At 66.3% G+C, this 18,656-nt stretch carries 17 protein-coding genes and 1 tRNA gene; 11 read left to right on the top strand and 7 right to left on the bottom strand.

From position 1 onward, the window contains the following. Positions 1-51: 51 nt before the first annotated feature. Positions 52-1,443 (bottom strand): FhaA domain-containing protein, encoded by a 1,392-nt coding sequence (locus tag GH2_RS15335; RefSeq protein WP_066169756.1) that lies wholly within the window; start codon positions 1,441-1,443, stop codon positions 52-54. Between the two features lie 260 nt (positions 1,444-1,703). On the opposite strand from GH2_RS15335, the gene GH2_RS15330 reads away from it, so the two are divergent. Continuing rightward, positions 1,704-1,786, top strand: a tRNA-Leu gene (locus GH2_RS15330). Between the two features lie 191 nt (positions 1,787-1,977). Beyond that, entirely contained in the window at positions 1,978-3,459 is a 1,482-nt protein-coding gene (locus GH2_RS15325) for an AMP-binding protein (protein WP_084247534.1), read from the top strand. Position 3,460: 1 nt separating this feature from the next. Here GH2_RS15325 and GH2_RS15320 read toward each other — a convergent pair whose 3' ends face one another. From GH2_RS15320 to GH2_RS15310, 3 genes are read right to left on the bottom strand one after another with little or no spacing between them, the layout of a single operon-like run. Further along, entirely contained in the window at positions 3,461-4,072 is a 612-nt protein-coding gene (locus tag GH2_RS15320; protein WP_157086109.1) for a hypothetical protein, read from the bottom strand. Then, complete coding sequence (locus GH2_RS15315) at positions 4,069-4,662, bottom strand: hypothetical protein (protein ID WP_066169749.1); 594 nt, start codon at positions 4,660-4,662, stop codon at positions 4,069-4,071. Before GH2_RS15315 ends, GH2_RS15320 begins: the two co-directional genes overlap by 4 nt. Beyond that, positions 4,643-6,022 (bottom strand): trimethylamine monooxygenase, encoded by a 1,380-nt coding sequence (locus GH2_RS15310; RefSeq protein ID WP_280513288.1) that lies wholly within the window; start codon positions 6,020-6,022, stop codon positions 4,643-4,645. The genes GH2_RS15315 and GH2_RS15310 overlap by 20 nt, the downstream gene beginning before the upstream one ends. A gap of 281 nt (positions 6,023-6,303) precedes the next feature. Here GH2_RS15310 and GH2_RS15305 point away from each other — a divergent pair, with 281 nt between their 5' ends. Continuing rightward, positions 6,304-7,344, top strand: a complete 1,041-nt coding sequence (locus tag GH2_RS15305) for an NAD(P)-dependent alcohol dehydrogenase (RefSeq protein WP_066169744.1) — start codon at positions 6,304-6,306, stop codon at positions 7,342-7,344. 89 nt (positions 7,345-7,433) lie between these two features. Further along, entirely contained in the window at positions 7,434-7,943 is a 510-nt protein-coding gene (locus tag GH2_RS15300) for a hypothetical protein (protein WP_066169742.1), read from the top strand. Between the two features lie 7 nt (positions 7,944-7,950). Here the strand turns inward: GH2_RS15300 and GH2_RS15295 are convergent, their stop codons facing one another. Beyond that, the gene (locus GH2_RS15295) at positions 7,951-8,523 is read right to left on the bottom strand and encodes a PadR family transcriptional regulator (protein WP_066169739.1); all 573 of its coding nucleotides are present in this window, start codon (positions 8,521-8,523) and stop codon (positions 7,951-7,953) included. A gap of 112 nt (positions 8,524-8,635) precedes the next feature. On the opposite strand from GH2_RS15295, the gene GH2_RS15290 reads away from it, so the two are divergent. Then, on the top strand, positions 8,636-9,094 hold the full coding sequence (locus tag GH2_RS15290) for a nuclear transport factor 2 family protein (protein ID WP_372434591.1): 459 nt from the start codon (positions 8,636-8,638) through the stop codon (positions 9,092-9,094). A 12-nt stretch (positions 9,095-9,106) separates the two neighbouring features. On the opposite strand, the gene GH2_RS15285 is transcribed toward GH2_RS15290, so the two are convergent. Then, positions 9,107-9,889, bottom strand: coding sequence for an SGNH/GDSL hydrolase family protein (locus GH2_RS15285; RefSeq protein ID WP_244885400.1), 783 nt, complete (start codon positions 9,887-9,889; stop codon positions 9,107-9,109). Further along, positions 9,886-11,922 carry an NADPH-dependent 2,4-dienoyl-CoA reductase gene (locus GH2_RS15280; RefSeq protein WP_066170156.1) on the bottom strand — a complete coding sequence of 679 codons (2,037 nt, stop codon included), beginning with the start codon at positions 11,920-11,922 and terminating at the stop codon, positions 9,886-9,888. Before GH2_RS15280 ends, GH2_RS15285 begins: the two co-directional genes overlap by 4 nt. 159 nt (positions 11,923-12,081) lie before the next feature. Between GH2_RS15280 and GH2_RS15275 the strand changes: the two genes are divergently transcribed. The 6 genes from GH2_RS15275 (at position 12,082) to GH2_RS15250 (ending at position 18,656) form a co-directional block, all read left to right on the top strand. Beyond that, positions 12,082-12,753, top strand: coding sequence for a TetR/AcrR family transcriptional regulator (locus tag GH2_RS15275; protein WP_066169733.1), 672 nt, complete (start codon positions 12,082-12,084; stop codon positions 12,751-12,753). A gap of 188 nt (positions 12,754-12,941) precedes the next feature. Next, positions 12,942-14,159 carry a beta-ketoacyl-[acyl-carrier-protein] synthase family protein gene (locus GH2_RS15270; RefSeq protein ID WP_066169730.1) on the top strand — a complete coding sequence of 406 codons (1,218 nt, stop codon included), beginning with the start codon at positions 12,942-12,944 and terminating at the stop codon, positions 14,157-14,159. A gap of 32 nt (positions 14,160-14,191) precedes the next feature. Then, positions 14,192-15,757, top strand: a complete 1,566-nt coding sequence (locus GH2_RS15265; protein ID WP_066169727.1) for a class I adenylate-forming enzyme family protein — start codon at positions 14,192-14,194, stop codon at positions 15,755-15,757. A 56-nt stretch (positions 15,758-15,813) separates the two neighbouring features. Beyond that, complete coding sequence (locus GH2_RS15260) at positions 15,814-16,968, top strand: ABC transporter substrate-binding protein (protein ID WP_066169724.1); 1,155 nt, start codon at positions 15,814-15,816, stop codon at positions 16,966-16,968. Then, the gene (locus GH2_RS15255; protein ID WP_204701011.1) at positions 16,950-17,786 is read left to right on the top strand and encodes an enoyl-CoA hydratase/isomerase family protein; all 837 of its coding nucleotides are present in this window, start codon (positions 16,950-16,952) and stop codon (positions 17,784-17,786) included. The genes GH2_RS15260 and GH2_RS15255 overlap by 19 nt, the downstream gene beginning before the upstream one ends. 24 nt (positions 17,787-17,810) lie before the next feature. Beyond that, positions 17,811-18,656: a branched-chain amino acid ABC transporter permease gene (locus GH2_RS15250; protein ID WP_066169721.1), complete on the top strand. Its 846-nt coding sequence runs from the start codon at positions 17,811-17,813 to the stop codon at positions 18,654-18,656.

Below are 18,656 nucleotides of genomic sequence, written 5' to 3'. Positions count from 1 at the left end.
TCAGCGGCCGAGTGACCGAAAATCACTCGACCGCATCTTATGCGGAATCTACTACTGGAACCGGACAGTGATGTCGGAGTGACCCAACCGCACGCGATCGCCGTCGGCCAGCTCCCACGAGCTCACCTGCAGGTCGTTGACGGTGGTGCCGTTGGTGGAGTTGAGGTCGGTCAGCATGGCGGTCTGACCGTCCCAGCGGATCTCGACGTGACGGCGCGAGACGCCGGTGTCGGGGAGTCGGAACTGGGCGTCCTGACCGCGGCCGATGACATTCGAGCCCTGGCGCAGCGAGAAGGTGCGGTTGCTGCCGTCCTCGAGGACGAGGGTGATGGCCGACGGCGCGTAGCCCGCGGGCTGGCCGTAACCGGCCGGTGCGGCGCCGTACTGCTGGTCGTAGGCGGGCTGCTCGTAGCCGCCGGGCTGCCCGTAGTCGTACTGCGGAGCCTGCTGACCGTATCCCTGCTGGTCGTAGCCCTGGGGCTCGTAGGACTGCGGCTGCCCGTAGCCCTGATCAGCGGGCTGGCCGTATCCCTGGTCGGGCTGGCCGTAGGCCGGCTGCGCGTAGCCCTGGTCGTACCCGCCCTGCTGGTCGTACGCCGGAGGCTGACCGTAACCCTGGTCGGCGGGGCGACCGTACTGCTGGTCGTACTGGGGTGCCTGCTGCCCGTACTGCTGGTCGTAGGCGGGCTGCTCGTAGCCGCCGGGCTGCTGGCCCTGCTGCCCGTAGTCGTACTGCGGAGGCTGCTGTCCGTAGCCCTGGTCGGCGGGCTGGCCGTACGCGGGCTGCTGTCCGTAGCCCTGTTGGTCGTAGCCGCCCTGCTGGTCGTACTGCGAAGGCTGCTGCCCGTACGCGGGGTCGACGGGCTGCTGCCCGTGCTGCGGGTAGCCGCCCTGCTGGGGGTAGTCGTACTGCTGGTTCGGATCGCCCTGCGGGGCGTAGCCGTAGTTCTGGCCGCCCTGGTCGTTTCCGGGGGGATTGGTCATGGCTCGGGCTCCTCGGTCGTGACTTTCGGGTCGGTATGGTTGCTGGGTCGCCGGTACGTTGGGCGGTGCCACAGGCCGCGCCGAGACGTCTGGGTCGACGACGCCGCGCGTGCGGAACTGCCCGGTGTGTAGAGACGGTTCTGGATCGAACTCTACGACGACAGACCCGTAAGTCTGCCATCCATTGTCGCGAATGAAGTCTTCCAAGTGGCGAGAGAAGATCTTGCGGTTCAATTCGTACTCGGTCGACACCTCGTGCAGATCCGAGTCACTCAGGATCACCGTGTAGCTGTTGGCTACCAGGGTCGCGCCGTCACCCAGGTCTTCGGCCGAGGTCTCGGCCTCCCGCTGCAGCGAGTGCTCGATCTCCTGGGGTGCGACTTTGCCGCCGAAGACCCGGGCGAAGCCGCCGTCTACAGCGGACTCGAGCTTTCGCTCGATCCGGTCGAATAATCCCACGAGTTACCGGGCCCTTCTGTTCTGTGGCGTGTCGACGTGCATACCTCGTCTGCCCATGTTACCGGCCAGAAAGTCCTGGCGGTTGCCGACGAGTGACTGCTGTACCGCTTGTCACAACTGTCACAGCGTCCCAGTCTGGACACAGCCTCGTCAACCTGCAGGTCAGAGGCATGGAGGGAGTCGATTTTTCTTTTGCCCCCGGATGCGTGCTATCTTTTCTGGGTCCACACGGACGCCGGTCAGTCGAATGACCAAGCCACGGGCGAGTGGCGGAATGGCAGACGCGCTGGCTTCAGGTGCCAGTGTCCTTCGGGACGTGGGGGTTCAAGTCCCCCTTCGCCCACAATGAGCGGTTCAGAACGAATCGCATGAAGAGGTCAGGTTGCGAATCGCTTCCTGACCTCTTCGTTTGTATGGGAGCGTGCTGGTGGCTCCGTGCTGGGGGCTGACAGCGAAACGTTGGCTCCCGAAGCTACCTTCAATAGCGGGTTCGGGAGCCGAAGTTCTCGCGATGCGATGGCACACTCGTAGTCGATGACGACCTCACCTGCACTCACCTTGGCGCGAGCCGACGGCTCAGTGGCCACTCGTTCGCAGCGCGATTGTCTCGATCGGGCGGGGCGCCTGGCGGCGGCGCTGCACCAGGAGGGTTTGGTGGCGGTAGGCGACAACGTCGGCATCCTGTCCCGCAACAGCATCGAGTTCGTCGAGGCCTCGATCGCGGTGGCTTCGGCGGGCGGGCGCCCAGTCCCGGTGAACTGGCATTGGACGGCGACCGAGATCGGATATGTACTCAGCGACGCGGACATCGCAGTCGTGTTCACCGGGCCCGAGTTCGTCCAGGTCGCCCAGGAGGCCGCGGCGCTCGTCGGCAGGCCGGTGACCGTCGTCCCGCTGGCGTTGACACCCGGCCGGGTGGACGTCGAAGACCTGATCTCAGGGCACCACAGCACGCTCGAGCACGTCGACGGCGCCCTCGCCGCCTCTCTCGGTCTGATCTACACCTCCGGTACCACCGGTTCGCCCAAGGGCATTGTGCGAGAGCCGATGACCGCAATGCAGATCCTGTCCGTCGCGGGGAGCACCGCGAACCGGATGGGCCTGCGGGACGGCGGGACCGCGCTGGTCCCCGGCCCGCTCTACCACACCTCACCGAATGCTATTGCGACGTTGGCGCTGCGCATGGGCTCAAATGTGGTGCTCATGGAGAAGTTCGACGCTGAGCAGATGCTGTCGCTGATCGACCGGTTCGCGGTCGAACACGTCAAAGTGGTGCCGACGATGCTCTCGCGTCTCCTGTCGCTCCCCGAAGCGGTGCGCCGCTCGTACGACACCTCGTCGCTGACGCACGTGGTGCATTCGGCAGCGCCGTGCCCACCGGAGATCAAACGTCAGACCATCGCATGGCTCGGCGACGCGGTCACTGAATTCTACGGATGCTCCGAAGGCGGGACGATCACGTGGATCAGCGCCTCGGAATGGTCGGCGCGTCCGGGATCGGTCGGGCGGCCCGCAGACGGGGCAGGCGTGATGATCGTCGACGACGGCGGCGCCCCGGTTCCTGCCGGCGTCGACGGTCACGTCACGGTGCGCGGCGCCGACTACTGGCCGCGGTTCCGGTATCTGCATCACGCCGACGCCGCCCCCGCGTTCATCGACGTCGGAGACATCGGGCACGTCGACGACGACGGGTACCTCTACCTGACGGGCCGGTCCGCCGAGATCGTCAACATCGGTGGCACCAATGTCTATCCTGCAGAGATCGAGTCCGTTGCGCTCGGTCATCCCAGCGTGGAGGACGCCGCCGCGGTCGGGCAGCCGGTAGCGGACAGCGACCTCGGTGAACAGATTGTGCTGTACGTGGTCGCGCGACCGGGCGGCGAGCTGGACTCCGACGACCTCAACGCGTGGCTGCACGATCGCCTGGCGACGGTGAAGCTTCCGAGCCAGATCATCGTTCGGGCGCAACTGCCGCGGGACGACAACGGCAAGCTCTACCGGCGAGCGCTGAGCTAGCTCAGCGCTCGCGGTCGGGCCAGCCGTCGAATCGCGCGTCGTCGAGCGCGTCGGGGTTGAGCGTGTTGTGCCGGAATCGGATTCGGCGACCCACCCAGGTGTCGTCGGGGCGATCTGAACCCCGCGCTGTGCTTTCGAGGTGCCGATGCAGGGTGAGATCGTCGGAGAGTCGGGCGGTCACTGCGACGCAGTGCACGATGGCGACGTCGCCTTCGGCATCGCGCTCTTCCCGAGTCGCGACGCTCTCAATGATCCCGATAGCGCTGTCGGCGTCGGCGTACTGGGCTCGGTGCAGACGATTGCTCGCGATGGTCTCCGGGACCACTCCGATGAGGAAGACGCCCGTCGCGATTCCGAAGCCCCAGGCGATGATCGTGTCGCGTTCGCGCGTCAGCCAGAGCCCGGTGCTGAGCACGATGGTCACCAGGATCATCACGACGATCAGTCCGATCCCGGTGACCACGATTCCGAGGGAGATGTTCCGAATCCGCGACAGTCGACGGATCCGGGCGCGAGTCTCGGGCGTCTTCGCCAGTGCGGCCCAGTGCTCGGCGAACTCATCATTGGTTGGTCTGCTCCACCTGTCGCGTCGGGTCCAGGCCCTCCCGCTCACGATCGTTTCCCGTCCCCGGCCGGCCAGCCGGCCAAGTGCACGTCGTCGAGCGCGTCGGTGCGGAGACTGTTGTGCCGGAAACGGATCGGCCTTCCTACCCGGCGGCCGAGGTCCTGACCCTCGAGATGCAGTCTGCGGTGCAACGTGATCCCGTCAGCGAGTACGGCGCTGATCCGCAGATCGAACCAAGTCAGGTCGTCGCCGCTGCCCGGATGCTCGATCGCCCGGTCCACCGTCCCGACGGTGACGTGGCCGTCGGCGAAACATGCCCGCTGCCGCAGGGCCATCGCCGTGGCGAAGGCCACGGCCCCGAGCGCCGTGACCCCGAGTGCGATTCCCCAGATCCACCAGTACAGATGTCCGCTGCGATTGTCGGAGACGACTGACCAGACGGCGACGGCGATGGACGCGAACGGCCCCAGGATCGACAGCGCGAGGCCCGCCAGCAGGATCGCCAGACCGATGGCCTCGGCGCGCGACCACCGCCGGATACGTGCCCGAGTTCGGGGAGTGCGCGCCGCGGCCGTCCAGTCGGCGATCTGCTGGTCGGTGGGCAGCAGGCTGCGGATGTCAGCGAGGCGGCTGAGCACCTACGCCCACCGGTGTCGAGAGGTAGCGTTCTCGCGAGTCGTCGAGCTCGTCCATCCACGCCGTGTGATGGACCGCGGCCATCGTCCCGGTCATCACCGAACGGTACACCTTGTCGCGGTAGGTCAGGATGTCGACCTTCTTGTCGGCCTTCCAGGCGAGGAAGGTCTCGACCACCTCGTCGAGGTCGAACATCGGGTAGTCGGTGAGCTCGATGAGGTCGCGGATGTAGTCGCCCTGGAAGCGGACGGCGGCGTCGTCGTCGACGACCGCTGCGTACTTGCGCTTCCACTCGTCGATGTGCGCTTGCCGTGCCTCGGCGTCGGGCAGCGTGAAGCGCTGCAGGATCACATCGCGGACGAACCACGCCTGCGCGTCGAACATGTTGAACGTGAACCACTGATCCTGGGCGCCGAGGTAGTGCAGACGCGGATTCCGTTGCCAGGTGACACCCCGGTACAGCCCGTCGGGGTACAGGTTGTTGGGGGAGTCGATCCGCGAGTCGTGCGGCAGGAACGGGTAGTGGTGCAGGTAGCCGGTGCACAGCACGACGGCGTCGAACTCCCGCGACTGTCCGTCGACGAAGTGGGCGACTGAGCCGTCGAAGCGTTGCACCTGCGGGACCTCGTCGACCCCGGCGGGCCAGGCGAAGCCCTGCGGCCCCGACCGGTAACTCATGGTGACCTGGCGAGCGCCCATCTTGTGCGACTGGATGCCGATGTCCTCGGCGGAGTACGAACCGCCGATCAGCAGGAGGCGCTTGTCGGCGAATCGTTCCGCGCCGCGGAACTCGTGGGCGTGGATCACCTCGCCGGGGAATGTCTCGATACCGTCGAAGTCGGGAACGTTCGGGAAGGTGAAGTGGCCGGTCGCGACGATGATCTCGTCGAACACCTCGGTCAGCGTCGTCTTGCGGCGCAGGTCGTCGACAGTGACGGTGAAGCGCTCAGCGGGCTCGTCGAACTCCACGCGACGCACCGCGTGAGCGAACCGGACCGACTCCTTGACGCCGGACTCCATGGCGCGGCCGTTGATGTAGTCCCAGAGCACTTCGCGGGGCGGATACGACGAGATCGGACGGCCGAAATGGTGATCGAACGTGTACTCGGCGAACTCGAGGGCCTCCTTCGGCCCGTTGGACCACAGGTTGCGGTACATGCTCGAATGCACCGGCTCCCCGTTCCGATCAGTGCCGGTGCGCCACGTGTAGTTCCACTGACCGCCCCAATCGTCCTGCTTCTCGTAGCAGACGACGTCGGGCACCTCCGCGCCGCTGGACTCCGCCGCCTTGAATGCTCGCAGGGCGGCCATGCCGCTCGGCCCCGCGCCAATGATTGCGATCCTCTTCCGCTGCTGCACTATTACCTTTCCAAACCGGGAGAACCTCTCCCGGGTCTCCGGCCCGCTCGCGGACTGGAACCTGTTCTTAGGTGCTTCTACTGTCTTCAGCAGTCGTCATGGAAGTCAAACTCGCGTCGTTCGTCAGGTTTGGCGATCCGACCGCCGGCGGTGCGCTCTCCAGCCGCGTCGGTCGGACACATCACTACGATGGAGGGAGGGCCGTCGCTGAACAACGTCGGCACTGCCAGAGCCGCCATCGACGCCCCGTTCCCACTCACGATCAGTTGCCCCAGGAGATTTCCTTGCTGACTGTCAAGGCGTATGCCGCCACGTCCGCCACCGACCCGCTCGTCCCCACCACCATCGAACGCCGCGACGTCGGCGCCGACGACGTGCTGATCGCGATCCGCTACGCCGGAATCTGTCACTCGGACATCCACACGGTCCGCGAGGAGTGGGGTGAGATCACCTTCCCGCAGGTCGTCGGACACGAGATCGTGGGCGAGGTCGCCGAGGTCGGCGCCAACGTCACTGCCTTCGCGGTCGGCGACCGGGTGGGCGTCGGGTGCATGGTCAACTCGTGCCGTCAGTGCGAGAACTGCGCCGCGGGTATGGAGCAGTACTGCCTCGAGGGCAACACCGGGACCTACGCGTCCGTCGACCGGGACGGCACCATCACGCAGGGCGGCTACTCGACGCACGTCGTCGTCGACAAGGACTTCGTCCTGCGGGTGCCGGAGTCGATCCCGTACACGGCCGCCGCCCCGTTGCTCTGTGCGGGCATCACCACGTATTCGCCTCTCGCGCACTGGAATGCGGGACCGGGCAAGAAGGTCGCCGTGGTGGGCATGGGTGGTCTGGGACATATGGCGGTGAAGATCGCGGCAGCGATGGGCGCCGAGGTGACCGTCCTGTCGCAGGGGCTGTCGAAGAAGGACGACGGCCTGCGGTTCGGTGCACAGCATTACTACGCCACCAGTGATCCGGAGACGTTCACGACGCTGCACAGCACCTTCGATCTGGTCATCAACACCGTCAGCGCCCCGCTCGACTTCGACCGCTTCGTCTCACTGCTGCGCCTCGACGGCGTGTGGGTCAACGTCGGTGCGCCGGCCGAACCGGTTGCGCTGCGGTTGTTCTCGCTGTTCACCAACCGCCGCTCGTTTGCGGGTTCGAGCATCGGCGGCATCGCCGAGACCCAGGACATGCTCGACTTCTGCGCCGAGCACGGCATCGCCCCGGAGGTCGAACTCATCGGCGCGGACCAGATCAACGACGCCTACGAGCGCGTGCTGGCCAGCGACGTGCGCTACCGCTTCGTCATCGATACGGCGACGCTGTAGCAGGCGCCGGTCGGGCCGTCGCGCGCTCGTCGCGCGCGGCGGTTCGTTCAGTGCGACGATGTGGGGCAGGGGGCTGCGAAGGGTGCGTGATGCGGTACCTGCCGGAACATCGGTACTACTGGAGAACGCCGACCGAAGGCGGGTCGCTGGCGAAACAGTGGGAGTTCGGCCGGGCGGAACTCGACACCGAGGGCGAGCTCACGAGGTACGAGCGCTTCACCCGCGGGATCCTGAGCGGCATGCTGAAACCGTCCGCGCACGACGCTCGAACCGTCTTGGAGCGCACCGCGATGACCGCCGCGCGGCGCCACGAACAGGCGCGGGCACTGGTCGCCGGCGGTGTTCCGGTCCGGGAGTCGACCGTCGTCGACATCGTGGACTCCGGGCTCACGCTCGAGACGATCGGCGACGCTTCCCGGTCCGCGACGCCTCGCGCTCCTCTCGCCGATGCGTCGATCGTCACCGTCCGGATCGTCGACGGTGGTCGCACCGTCGACGCCGTGACCGTGGTTCCGCGCACCGTGGTCGTCGACCGCGCGCGGCCGTTCTACGTCGTCGACCACCCCGATGATCCGATTCCGATGTGGGCGGGGCGCTGAGTCGGGCTCATCCTGCCGATCGGCTCTCCGGGGAGCGGGCGTCGAGTGTCTCCAGCACGAAGTCGCACCACGCGATGTTCTCCTCCTCGAACAGGATTCCGCGGCGCAGGGTCAGGTACGGCCCGACGCGGGGGCTCTCGGCGAGATGCTGCTCTTCGGTGCGGCCGTCGAGGAGGTAGTCGCGGGTCCGGTGATAGTGCGCGAGCTTGGTCTGCGCGGCGATCTTCTTGCGCACCACGTTCTCTCGAACCGCTCCCGGGTCGCCGGAGTCGAGTGCCTCCACCTGCACCAGCAGCTCGTCCCGGATGGCGGTGGGTTTGGGTTCGCTGCAGGTGTACTCGTGCAGCGCGTCGCGACCGGCGTCGGTGAGGGAGAAGATGCGTTTGTCGGGTCGTTTGGCCTGGCGCACCACCCGCCCCTCCACCAGACCGGCGGCGTCGAGCTTGTCGAGCTCCCTGTACATCTGCTGGGGGGTTGCGGTCCAGTAGTTGGCGACGGTCACGTCGAACGCCTTGGCCAAGTCGTATCCGGAGGCTTCCTCATTGGCCAGGGCGGCCAGAATCGCATCGCGCAGTGCCATGGTCTCGATCCTACTGCGACTAATCCACAAATTGAATAATCACATCTAGACAGCGAGTGAGCCGCGCCATAGGATCGTTTCGTCCACTAGTAAACAAATTGACTATGGAGGAATCGTGGTCACGTTCAGTCAGGCGGTCGTCGCCAAGGATCTCGACGCGGTCGAGGACATGCTCGCCGACGATGTGGTGTTCACCAGCCCGGTGGCGCACAAGCCGTATCCCGGCAAAGCCATCACCATCTCCATCCTGCGGGCGGTGGTCGAGGTCTTCGACGACTTCCAGTACGTCCGCGAGATCCACGACGACGGCGGTCGCGAGCACGCCTACGTCTTCACCGCCACCGTCGACGGCTGGGCGGTGACCGGCTGTGACTTTCTCACGCTGAATGAGGACGGCAAGATCGTCGACTTCATGGTGATGGTCCGGCCGCTCAAGGCTGCTCAGGCTCTCTCTGCCGCCATGGGCGCGCGCTTCGCGGACATTCAGGCGAATGCGGTGGCGTGGATGCAGGCGCACCAGGGAGTAGATCGTCAAACGCGAACTCTGGGAACACCTTCCGGTGCGCCGTGACGGAACGACCCGTCACCGGCGCACAGGAAGAAGCTCCGGACGCTTAGCGGTACGACCGTCGCCCGACGATGCGCCTCGCAGCCGTCGGCCGAGCCAGGGCGCGACGTGCCGATACACCCAGCGCAGTTCCCCGGCGGCTGTGCGGGGCGGCGGCGGACCGTCGGGCGCGGCCAGGTGGTCCGCGGACACCGGCAGGCCGAGGGTCGCCGCGGCCGCCTCCGCCAGGCGCTGGTGACCGAGCGGCCCCAGGTGTAGACGGTCATCGGCCCACGCGCGGGGGTCCTCGAAGACGGTGCCTGCGGTCGGCGTCAACGGGAGCACTCTGTGGTCGTCGACGAGTTCGGAATAGATCGCGTTGAGCGCGCGGCGTCGACCGTCGACGAGCCGACCGGCGGGCGAGACTCCCGAGACGTCCGGGATGGGCACCACCACGACCGCCGTCCCGGCCTCGGTGAACGGGTCGACCAGCGCGGTCAGGTCGGTGCGCAGGCGGTCGAAGTCGACCCGCGGTCGCAGGATGTCGTTCATGCCGGCGGTGAGGGTGACGACGTGCGGCGCCACCTCACGCGCGGCGGCCAATTGCGTCTGGAGAACCTGCCGGGCCTTCTGCCCGCGGATCGCCAGATTCCCATACTGCACAACGGTTTCCGGGTACTGCGCGGCGAGCAGCCCGGCCAGCCGGTCGGTCCAGCCGCGCGGGACGCCGTCCGACCACGGGGCGTCGCCGACGCCTTCGGAGAGACTGTCGCCGATCGCGACGTAGCGTAGGGCCCCGTCGGCGGGAGTGGCGATCACAGGGCGGCCGCGAGTCGGGTGCCCTGATCGATCGCCCGCTTGGCGTCGAGTTCGGCGGCCAGGTCGGCGTCGCCGATCAGATGGGCGTGGACGTCGCGGGCGCGCAGGTCGTCGTACAGCGTCGTGTTGGAATCCTGACCCGTGCACAGGATGACGTTGTCGACGGCCAACACCTGCTTCTCATCGTCGTGGACGAAATGCAGGCCCTCGTCGTCGACGCGGTCGTATTCGACGCCCGCAAGCATGGTCACGCCGCGATGCTTGAGTTCGGTGCGGTGGATCCAGCCGGTCGTCTTGCCCAGTCCCGCTCCGACTTTCGTGGTCTTGCGCTGCAGCAGGGTCACCTCGCGAGGCGATTGCGGGCGCACCGCGGTCGCCAGTCCGCCGGGCGTGGCGGTACCGGTGTTGACGCCCCATGCGGCCAGGAACGCCTGCACGTCGCGGCTCGGGTCGGCGATCGCCGGGTCGGACAGACTGGCGTCCGTGAGGAACTCGGCGACGTCGAAGCCGATGCCGCCTGCGCCGAGGATCGCCACCCGTCGGCCGACCGGAGCCTTGTCGCGCAGGACGTCCAAGTAGCCCAGCACCATCGGATGGTCCACACCGGACAGCTCCGGGGTGCGTGGACGCACGCCGGTGGCCACGACCACCTCGTCATAGCCGGTCAGGTGCTCGGAGGCCGCCACGGTACCGAGTCGCACGTCGACGCCGGCGGCGACCAGTTGGTGCCGGTAGTAGCGCAGGGTCTCGTCGAACTCTTGCTTGCCGGGCACCTGCCGCGCGACGTTCAATTGGCCGCCGATCTGGTCGGCGGCGTCAAAGAGAGTCACCCGGTGGCCGCGGCGGGCCGCTGTGAGTGCGCACGCCAGGCCGGCCGGTCCCGCGCCGACCACCGCGACGGTCTTGGCGGTGCGCGTGGGGCCGAGGGTCAGTTCGGTCTCGTGGCAGGCGCGCGGATTGACCAGGCACGAGGTGATGCGGAGCGAGAAGGTGTGGTCGAGGCAGGCCTGGTTGCAGCCGATGCAGGTGTTGATGGTCTCCGGCATGCCCGCGGCCGCTTTGTTGACGAAGTCCGGGTCGGCGAGGAAGGGGCGAGCCATCGAGACCATGTCGGCGTGCCCCTCGGCGAGCAGTTCTTCGGCTTTGTCCGGGGTGTTGATGCGGTTGCTGGTGACAAGTGGGACGGTGACCTTCTCCATGAGTCGTTTGGTGACCCAGGCGTAGGCGCCGCGCGGCACCGAGGTGGCGATGGTCGGGATGCGCGCCTCGTGCCAGCCGATTCCGGTGTTGATGATCGTGGCGCCCGCCGCTTCGACGCGATGAGCCAGGGTCACCACCTCGTCGAAGGTCGAGCCGTCGGGCACCAAGTCGAGCATCGACAGGCGGTAGACGACGATGAAGTCGTCGCCGACCCGCTCTCGCACGCGGCGGACGATCTCGACGGGGAAGCGCATGCGGTTCTCGTAGCTGCCGCCCCACTCGTCGGTGCGACGATTGGTGTGCCGGACGATGAACTCGTTGATCAGATAGCCCTCCGAGCCCATGATCTCGACGCCGTCGTAGCCCGCGAGCTGCGCCAACCGTGCGGCCTCGACGAAATCGGCGATGGTCTGCTCCACCTCGTCGGAGGTCAGGGCGTGCGGGACGTGCGCGCTGATCGGAGCCTGGACTGCGCTGGGGGCCACCAACTCCGGGTGGTGGGCGTACCGGCCGAAGTGCAGGATCTGCATGGCGATCTTGCCGCCCGCGGCGTGCACGGCATCGGTGACGATGCGATGCGCCGCTGCGTCCGATTCGGTGGCCATCATGGCCCCGCCCGGGTACGGCCGGCCGGCCTCGTTGGGAGCGATGCCGCCGGTGACGATGAGTGCGGCGCCGCCCGCGGCACGTTCGGCGTAGAAGGCCGCCATCCGGTCGAACCCGTCCGGCGCCTCCTCCAAGCCGACGTGCATCGAGCCCATCAGAACTCGGTTGGGCAGGGTTGTGAAGCCCAGGTCGAGCGGCTCGAGTAGGTGGGGATAGCGATCGCGCATGTTCACTCCGTTAATAATCAACAAATTTAGTAGTTGCGATATTAACTAGGTGGTGACCTGGATGTCTAGTGTCGTGAATGGCCTGGGGTAGCATCCATCGGAGCAGGTGCCCGTCCGGGTGCACACTGCGGTGAACTATCACAGGCTCCGAGGGACGTCATGCCGCGCGACACCAGCATCCATGCTTCAGCGGCGGCGCGCACCGCGAAGTCGCTCGACGAACTGAGCGAGAAGGGAATCCGCACGCGCGCCAGGCTGATCGTTGCCGCACGTGTGGTGTTTGAGCGCGACGGCTTTCTGTCGTCACGGATCTCGGACATCGTCAAGGAAGCCGGCGCGGCGTACGGCACCTTCTATACGTATTTTCCGTCTAAAGAAGCTGCGTTGCTGGCCGTCATCGAGGAGCAGCAGCGCTCGGTGGAAGAGGCTGCTCGCGTGGCGTTGGAGGCCGCGCCTCGGACTGCACGCGGCGCGGTCGAGGCGTCCAACAGGGCCTATCTCGAGGGATATGCCCGGCACTTCCGACTGATGGAGTCGTGGGTCGAAGCCGCCGCCGTCCACCAGGAGCTCGATGACCTCCTCGAAGGGCTCATTGAATTCAATGTCGAGCGAACAGAGCGGTTTCTGCGGACGTTGCTCGACCGTGGTGAGATCTTTGCGGACATCGACCCGTCCTACGCGGCGCAAGCGCTCAACGCCATGATCATGCAGTACTCGATTCGTGTGTTTCGGCACGGGCCGGATGCGGTTGATCTCGACACAGCGACGCGCACTGTCACCGACATCTGGTGTCGCGGTATCGGCCTCGTGTCAGAGGCCCCTCGCGGCTGACCGCACATATTCCGGGGTGGATTGCTGCGCCCGTTAGCCCTGCGTAGACGCTATTTTTGACCCGCGTGACCAGTGGTCTCACGGCCGTCCCGGCAGTTGACAAGAAGTGATCTTGACATCGGTGTCACTTTTGCCTAGCGTTGCGTGTGTTGGTCATCACACGGCATGCAGAAAGCGCGAGGTCCCACATGAAGAACGTTGCGATCACCGGACAGGGAGTGATTTCGAGTCTGGGGATGACACTCCCAGATTTCTCTCGTGGCCTCGACGAGGCGCGCGTCGCCGCCGCAAGAATGCCCTGGTCTGACGAGACGGGCGGGAACCTCTTCGCCGCGCTCGTCGACGACTTCGATCCAGCGTCATGGATGGACGACCGGACCGTGCGCGGCACCGACCGCTTTGCTCAGCTCGCCGTTGCTGCGGCGGTCGAAGCGGTGAAGGACTCCGGAATCGACGAACTCCCACCGTTGCGTACCGCCGTCATCATGGGAACGTCGATGGCGGGAGCGGCGACGTTGTACGACGCTCAGCACGGGTACCAGACCGGTGGATTCGATGCAGTTCCGCGCAAGCTGCAGTTGATGGCCTGGCCGAACATGGCAGCCGGCCAGATCGCGTTGCGATGGAAGCTGCACGGCCCGTTGCTGACAGTCTCCACCGCGTGTGCCTCCTCTCTCGATGCCATCGGTATGGCCGCACAGATGATCGAGGCCGGCATCGTCGACGTGGCCATCGCCGGGGGCACGGACAACGGGCAGGCCAAGGTGAGTGGTTTAGGCGCAGCGCAGTTCGGAATGACCCCGCTCGATGTGACTGAACCGACCATGGTGTGCCGTCCGTTCGACGTCAATCGCAAGGGCGTGCTGGGTGGTGACGGCGCCGGTGTCGTTGTCCTCGAACGGCTGGATCACGCCCGATCTCGGGACGCACGCATCGATGGGATGATCCGCGGATACGGATCGCTGTCCGACGCATACCACCCGTCGTCGCCCGACCCCAGCGGTGAATGGGAGGTGGCGGCCATGCAGGCGGCGCAGCGCCAAGCCGGCCTGACCGCTCACGACGTCGGCGCCGTCATCGCGCACGGCACCGGCACCCCGGTCGGTGACAGCGCGGAAATCGCGGCTATCAACCAGGTGTTCGCTGGAACCGAGGTAGCGACGACGTCCATCAAGGGCCACGTCGGCCACACCGCCGGAGCCGCAGGCGTCATGGGCGTGATGGCCGGCCTGCATGCCATCGACAAGCAATCGCTGTCACCGACCGCCTCGACCACCGACCTCGACCCGAACATCGAGTTCCAGGTCCCGCTCGGCGAACCGCTGCCGCTTCAGCTGGACGCCGTGCAGGTGAATGCCTTCGGGTTCGCCGGCCAGAACGCTTCGCTCGTGATCTCAGGACGATGAGCAGCACGCTCGAGAAAGAGGCACGTACTGCCATGAAGACCCCCACATTCACCGGGAATCTCGGCGAGATCACCGACTTCGGCCTGCACTTTCATCCGGACGAGCCCGCACTGCTCCAAGACGGACTCACCCTCACCTACCGTCAACTCGATGAACGCATCAACCGCGTGGCGAGCGGTATCCGGGCCGCGGGCCTCGGCAAAGGGGATCGTGTTCTGATCCTGTGGGAGAACGATCTGCGGTTCGTGGAGGTCACCCTCGGCGTGATCCGGGCCGGTGCGATCGCCGCGCCAGTCAACCCGACCCTACCCCTCGAGAAGATGCGCGAGCACCTGGAAGACAGTGCTGCCAGTGCGCTGTTCGCCAGTAGCGCCACCGCCGCGTTCGCAGGCATTCTCGCGCGCGAGTTCCCATTGCGAGTGGCTGCCGCAGCCGACAGTCGGACGCAGGGTCTCGTCGACTATGAAACGTGGCTGGCCGCGTCGTCGGCGGAGCGGGTCAGCTCGGACGTCACACCCGACGACATCGCCTGGCTGCCGTACACCTCCGGGACCACAGGTCGCCCGAAGGGGGTGGCGATCCCGCATCGCATGCTCCTCCGCGATGCGCAGCTGCTGAGCCAGAACCTCTTCCTCAACACCGGCGACCGCGTCGTGATCTCAACGCCGCTCTTCCACATGAACGCTGCGGCATGCGGGCTGCTTCCTGCGCTCTACACGGGCGGATCCGCATTCGTTCTGCCGGGGTTCAACCCCGTCGAGACGCTGCGTGCGATCGAAGAGCACCGGTGCACGTTCTCTACCGGCGTGCCGGCGATGTACAAGCTGTTGGCCTCACAAGCGGAACAGGCCGCCGGCGACTACAGCTCGCTGCGGACGATCACCTGTGGTTCGGCGCCGTTGCCGCCGAGCCTCATTGCACGGTTGACGGACGCATTTCCCGCGGCGCGGTTCGTCGAAGGATACGGAATGACCGAGTGCGGCCCCGCTGCCACCCTGACCCCGCTGCACGCACCCGCACGGCCGGGCAGTATCGGCCCGGCCCTGCCCGGATTCGAGATCCGGGTCGTCGACGACGCCGGGCACGACGTGCCGACCAACGACGTCGGCGAGATCTGGATCCGCAATCCGATGTGCACGGCGCTCGGCTACTACAACCGCCCCGAGGAAGACGCCAAACGCTTCAAACCCGACGGTTGGTTCGCCACCGGCGACCTCGGAACCAGGGACGCCGATGGCTGGTTCTACTTCCGTGGACGTGCCGACGACCGAATGAATGTCGGCGGCGAGAACGTGTATCCCGCTGAAGTCGAAGCAGTCCTCACCCTGATCCCGGCGATCCGCGATGTTGCAGTCGTGGCGCTGCCGCACGACACCAAGGGAGAGGTGCCGGTGGCGTTCGCGGTGCTCGAAGACGGAGCTGACATCACCGCAGACGCCGTCAAAGAGTTCTTCTTCGCTCACGGCCCCGCCTACGCCCACCCGCGGCACATCCTGTTCGTCACCGCATTGCCGCACACGGCAACCGGCAAACTGGACCACCGGACGATGCGCTTACAGGCAGACCGCGAACTCCGACACGAACCGACCTCGCTCTGACTGTCGGCCCACCAACACCTCCGCTTCTTCGCACACCACACGAATCGAGCACATCCATGAGTACCCCCTTCCCAAAAAAGGCCTTTGCAACGCTCCTGGCCGCCTCCGTCTGCGCCCTCGGCCTCTCGGCGTGCGGCGCCGGAGCCGGAAGCAGTGGTTCCGGCGATGAACTGCGGATCGGTCTCATCGCCGACATCACGGGAACCACCGCGGCCATCGGCATCCCCGAGCGCAAGACCGTCGAATACTTCGTCGACCAGGCGAACAAGGACGGTGGCCTCAACGGCTACAACGTCTCGCTTCACTTCAAGGACGGAAAATCCAGCCCGACCGAGGCGGCCAAAGCTGCTCGCGAACTCACGACTCAAGACAAAGTCCACGTGATCCTCGGTCCGACCACCGGCTCCGAGACGTTGGCCGTGGGTCCCATCCTCAAGTCCAACCGCGTCCCCGCGCTCGTCCCCATCGGCACCATCGGTCCCACGGAGAAGGGGAGCGAATCCTACGACTGGATCTTCCGGACCACACAAAGCGATGCGCAACGCGTCGACGATCAGGTGACCCTCATGAAGAACCGCGGTTACAAGAATCTTGCGGTCTTCTACCAGCAGGACTCCTACGGCGAGAACAGCACGAACGACCTGAAGAAGGCGCTCGCAGGTACGGGAATGCGGATCGCTGTCGAGGCGTCCTCGGCGCTGGACGCCTCGGATCTCACCACGCAGGCCACGAAGTTGGCAGCGGCCAAGCCCGACGTCATCATCGTTCAATCCTCTGTGCCGACGCTCGGCGCCGCGCTGTTGCGCGGCCTGCACCAGGCCGGCTCCAACGCGCCCATCATCGTCGCAGGCGGACTCACCCAGCAGGCCTTCGTCGATGCCGCAGGCAGCACCGCCGAGGGTGTCACCGCCGTCGGTTCGGAAGGCTGGGACAAGCCGTCCGCTGAGCAGGCCAAGTTCATCGAGGGGTACGGCCAACCGGAGAGTTACGCGGAGGCGCTCGCAGGAACCGGCTTCCTGGCACTCCAGGCCGCCATGGACAAGATCACCGGCGACGTCACCGGAGAGAAGGTCCGAGACGCACTTGAGAACACCTGCGGTTTCCCGACCTTGCACAAGGGCGACGGTTGCTACAGCGCGGACGATCATGACGGTGCCTTCAGCGCCGCGGTGGTGGAGTTGAAGGACGGGCAGTGGGTGACGGTCCAGTGACACGCGAGACGACGAAGTCCGCCGCCGACGACATCCGCGTCGACCAGTGGGCCGGCGGTGTCCGCCGCATCACGATCACTCGGCCGACGCTGCGCAACGCGTACCGTTCGCAGACCGCCGTCGAGATCGCCGCCGCGATCGAACAGTTCACGGCGGACGACGCCGACCAAGTCCTGGTGATCACCGGGGCCGGAGGCGCCTTCTGCGCGGGTGGTGACTTGACCAGTAGTTACGAGTCGACGCATGCCGATGCCGTCCAACTCGGTCACGGCGTGGTGATCCGCGAAGGAATGCATCGCGTGATGCGTGCGCTGGCGCTGTGCGACAAACCGGTGATCGCCATGATCAGTGGTCCGGCCGTCGCCGGAGGGCTGGCCCTCGCTCTCGCCTGCGACCTGCGGATCGGTGACGACACGGCGCGTCTTGGCGACACGTCCGGGATGGTGGGACTGCTCCCGGACGAGGGCGGCGCCTGGCTGTTTCCCCGAGCGATGGGAACCGATCACGCGTTGCGCATGCTGTGGGGCTGCGAACTGTACGACGCACAGCAGGCGCTGGAACTCGGGCTCCTGACCCAAGTGGTTCCCGCCGCGGAGCTGGAATCTGCAGTGCTGGCACTGGCGACCCGCATCACTCGGACCGCGCCGTTGACCACTCGAGTAGTCAAGCGCATGGTGCGCAATGCGATGAGTCAGTCCCTCCACGCCTCGCTCATCGAGGCCGAGTACGCCGTCGCTGCCATCAATGACACGGCCGATGTGCGCGAGGGAATCGCTGCTTTCCTCGACAAGCGCACGCCGCGGTTCGTCGGACGCTGAGAACGAAGCACGAAGGGCAGAACCATGGACCTTTTCCTCCAGTACATCGTGCAAGGCATCTTCCTCGGCGTCACCTACGGACTCATCGCAGTCCCGCTCGGTCTCGCGCATTCGGCGCACGGCATCGTGGATGCTGCGGTCGGCGGTTACGCGGCGCTCGCCGGCATCGTCGCACTCGCCATCGGCGGCGCTGTCGGCGTGATGGCAGGGCTTGGCGTCGGGGTCGCCGCGGCCCTTGTAGTGGCAGTCATCTACCGACTTCTCGTTCGACGTGGCGCGAGCGATCCGGTGATTGTCGTCGCGGCCACCTTCGGCGTCGGTCTCGCGATCGAATCGATCATTCTCACCCAGTTCGGCAAAGACGCCAGAATCCACCGACTGTTCACTGATTCGGTCGATCTCGGGCCGGTCTTCATCGACCCGCAGTACCTGATCAATCTCGCCACGGGCGTCGTCCTCGTCGCAGCCGTCATCGTCCTGCTCTACAAGTCGACGATCGGCCGCCAGATCCGTGCGGCCGCGGACAACAAGGCCGCAGCGCTCCTCGCCGGAGTCTCGGTCACCCGCTTGCAGTATCTGGTCTTCATCCTTGAAGGCCTGCTCGCCGGAGTGGCGGGAATCCTCCTCGCCTACACCGTCGGACTCGACTTCACCTCGGCCGTCACGCTCACCCTCAACGCCTTCGGCGCCGCCATCATCTTCGGGATGCGCGGGCCCCTGGCATGCTTCGCCGGCGGAATCGTCATCGGCGTCATCGACTCGCTGGTCGCCGGTTATGTCTCGGGCGGGATGCTCACCGCCCTCCCGTTCATCGTCGTCATCGGAGTCCTGATCCTGATGCCACGCTCGACTCTCGTGGAAAGGCCCTGA

The organism is Gordonia hydrophobica NBRC 16057, from assembly GCF_001592365.1.
GTDB lineage: Bacteria > Actinomycetota > Actinomycetes > Mycobacteriales > Mycobacteriaceae > Gordonia > Gordonia hydrophobica.
Note: the sequence above shows the minus strand (reverse complement) of the source record. Positions and strands in the feature narration are given on the sequence as shown.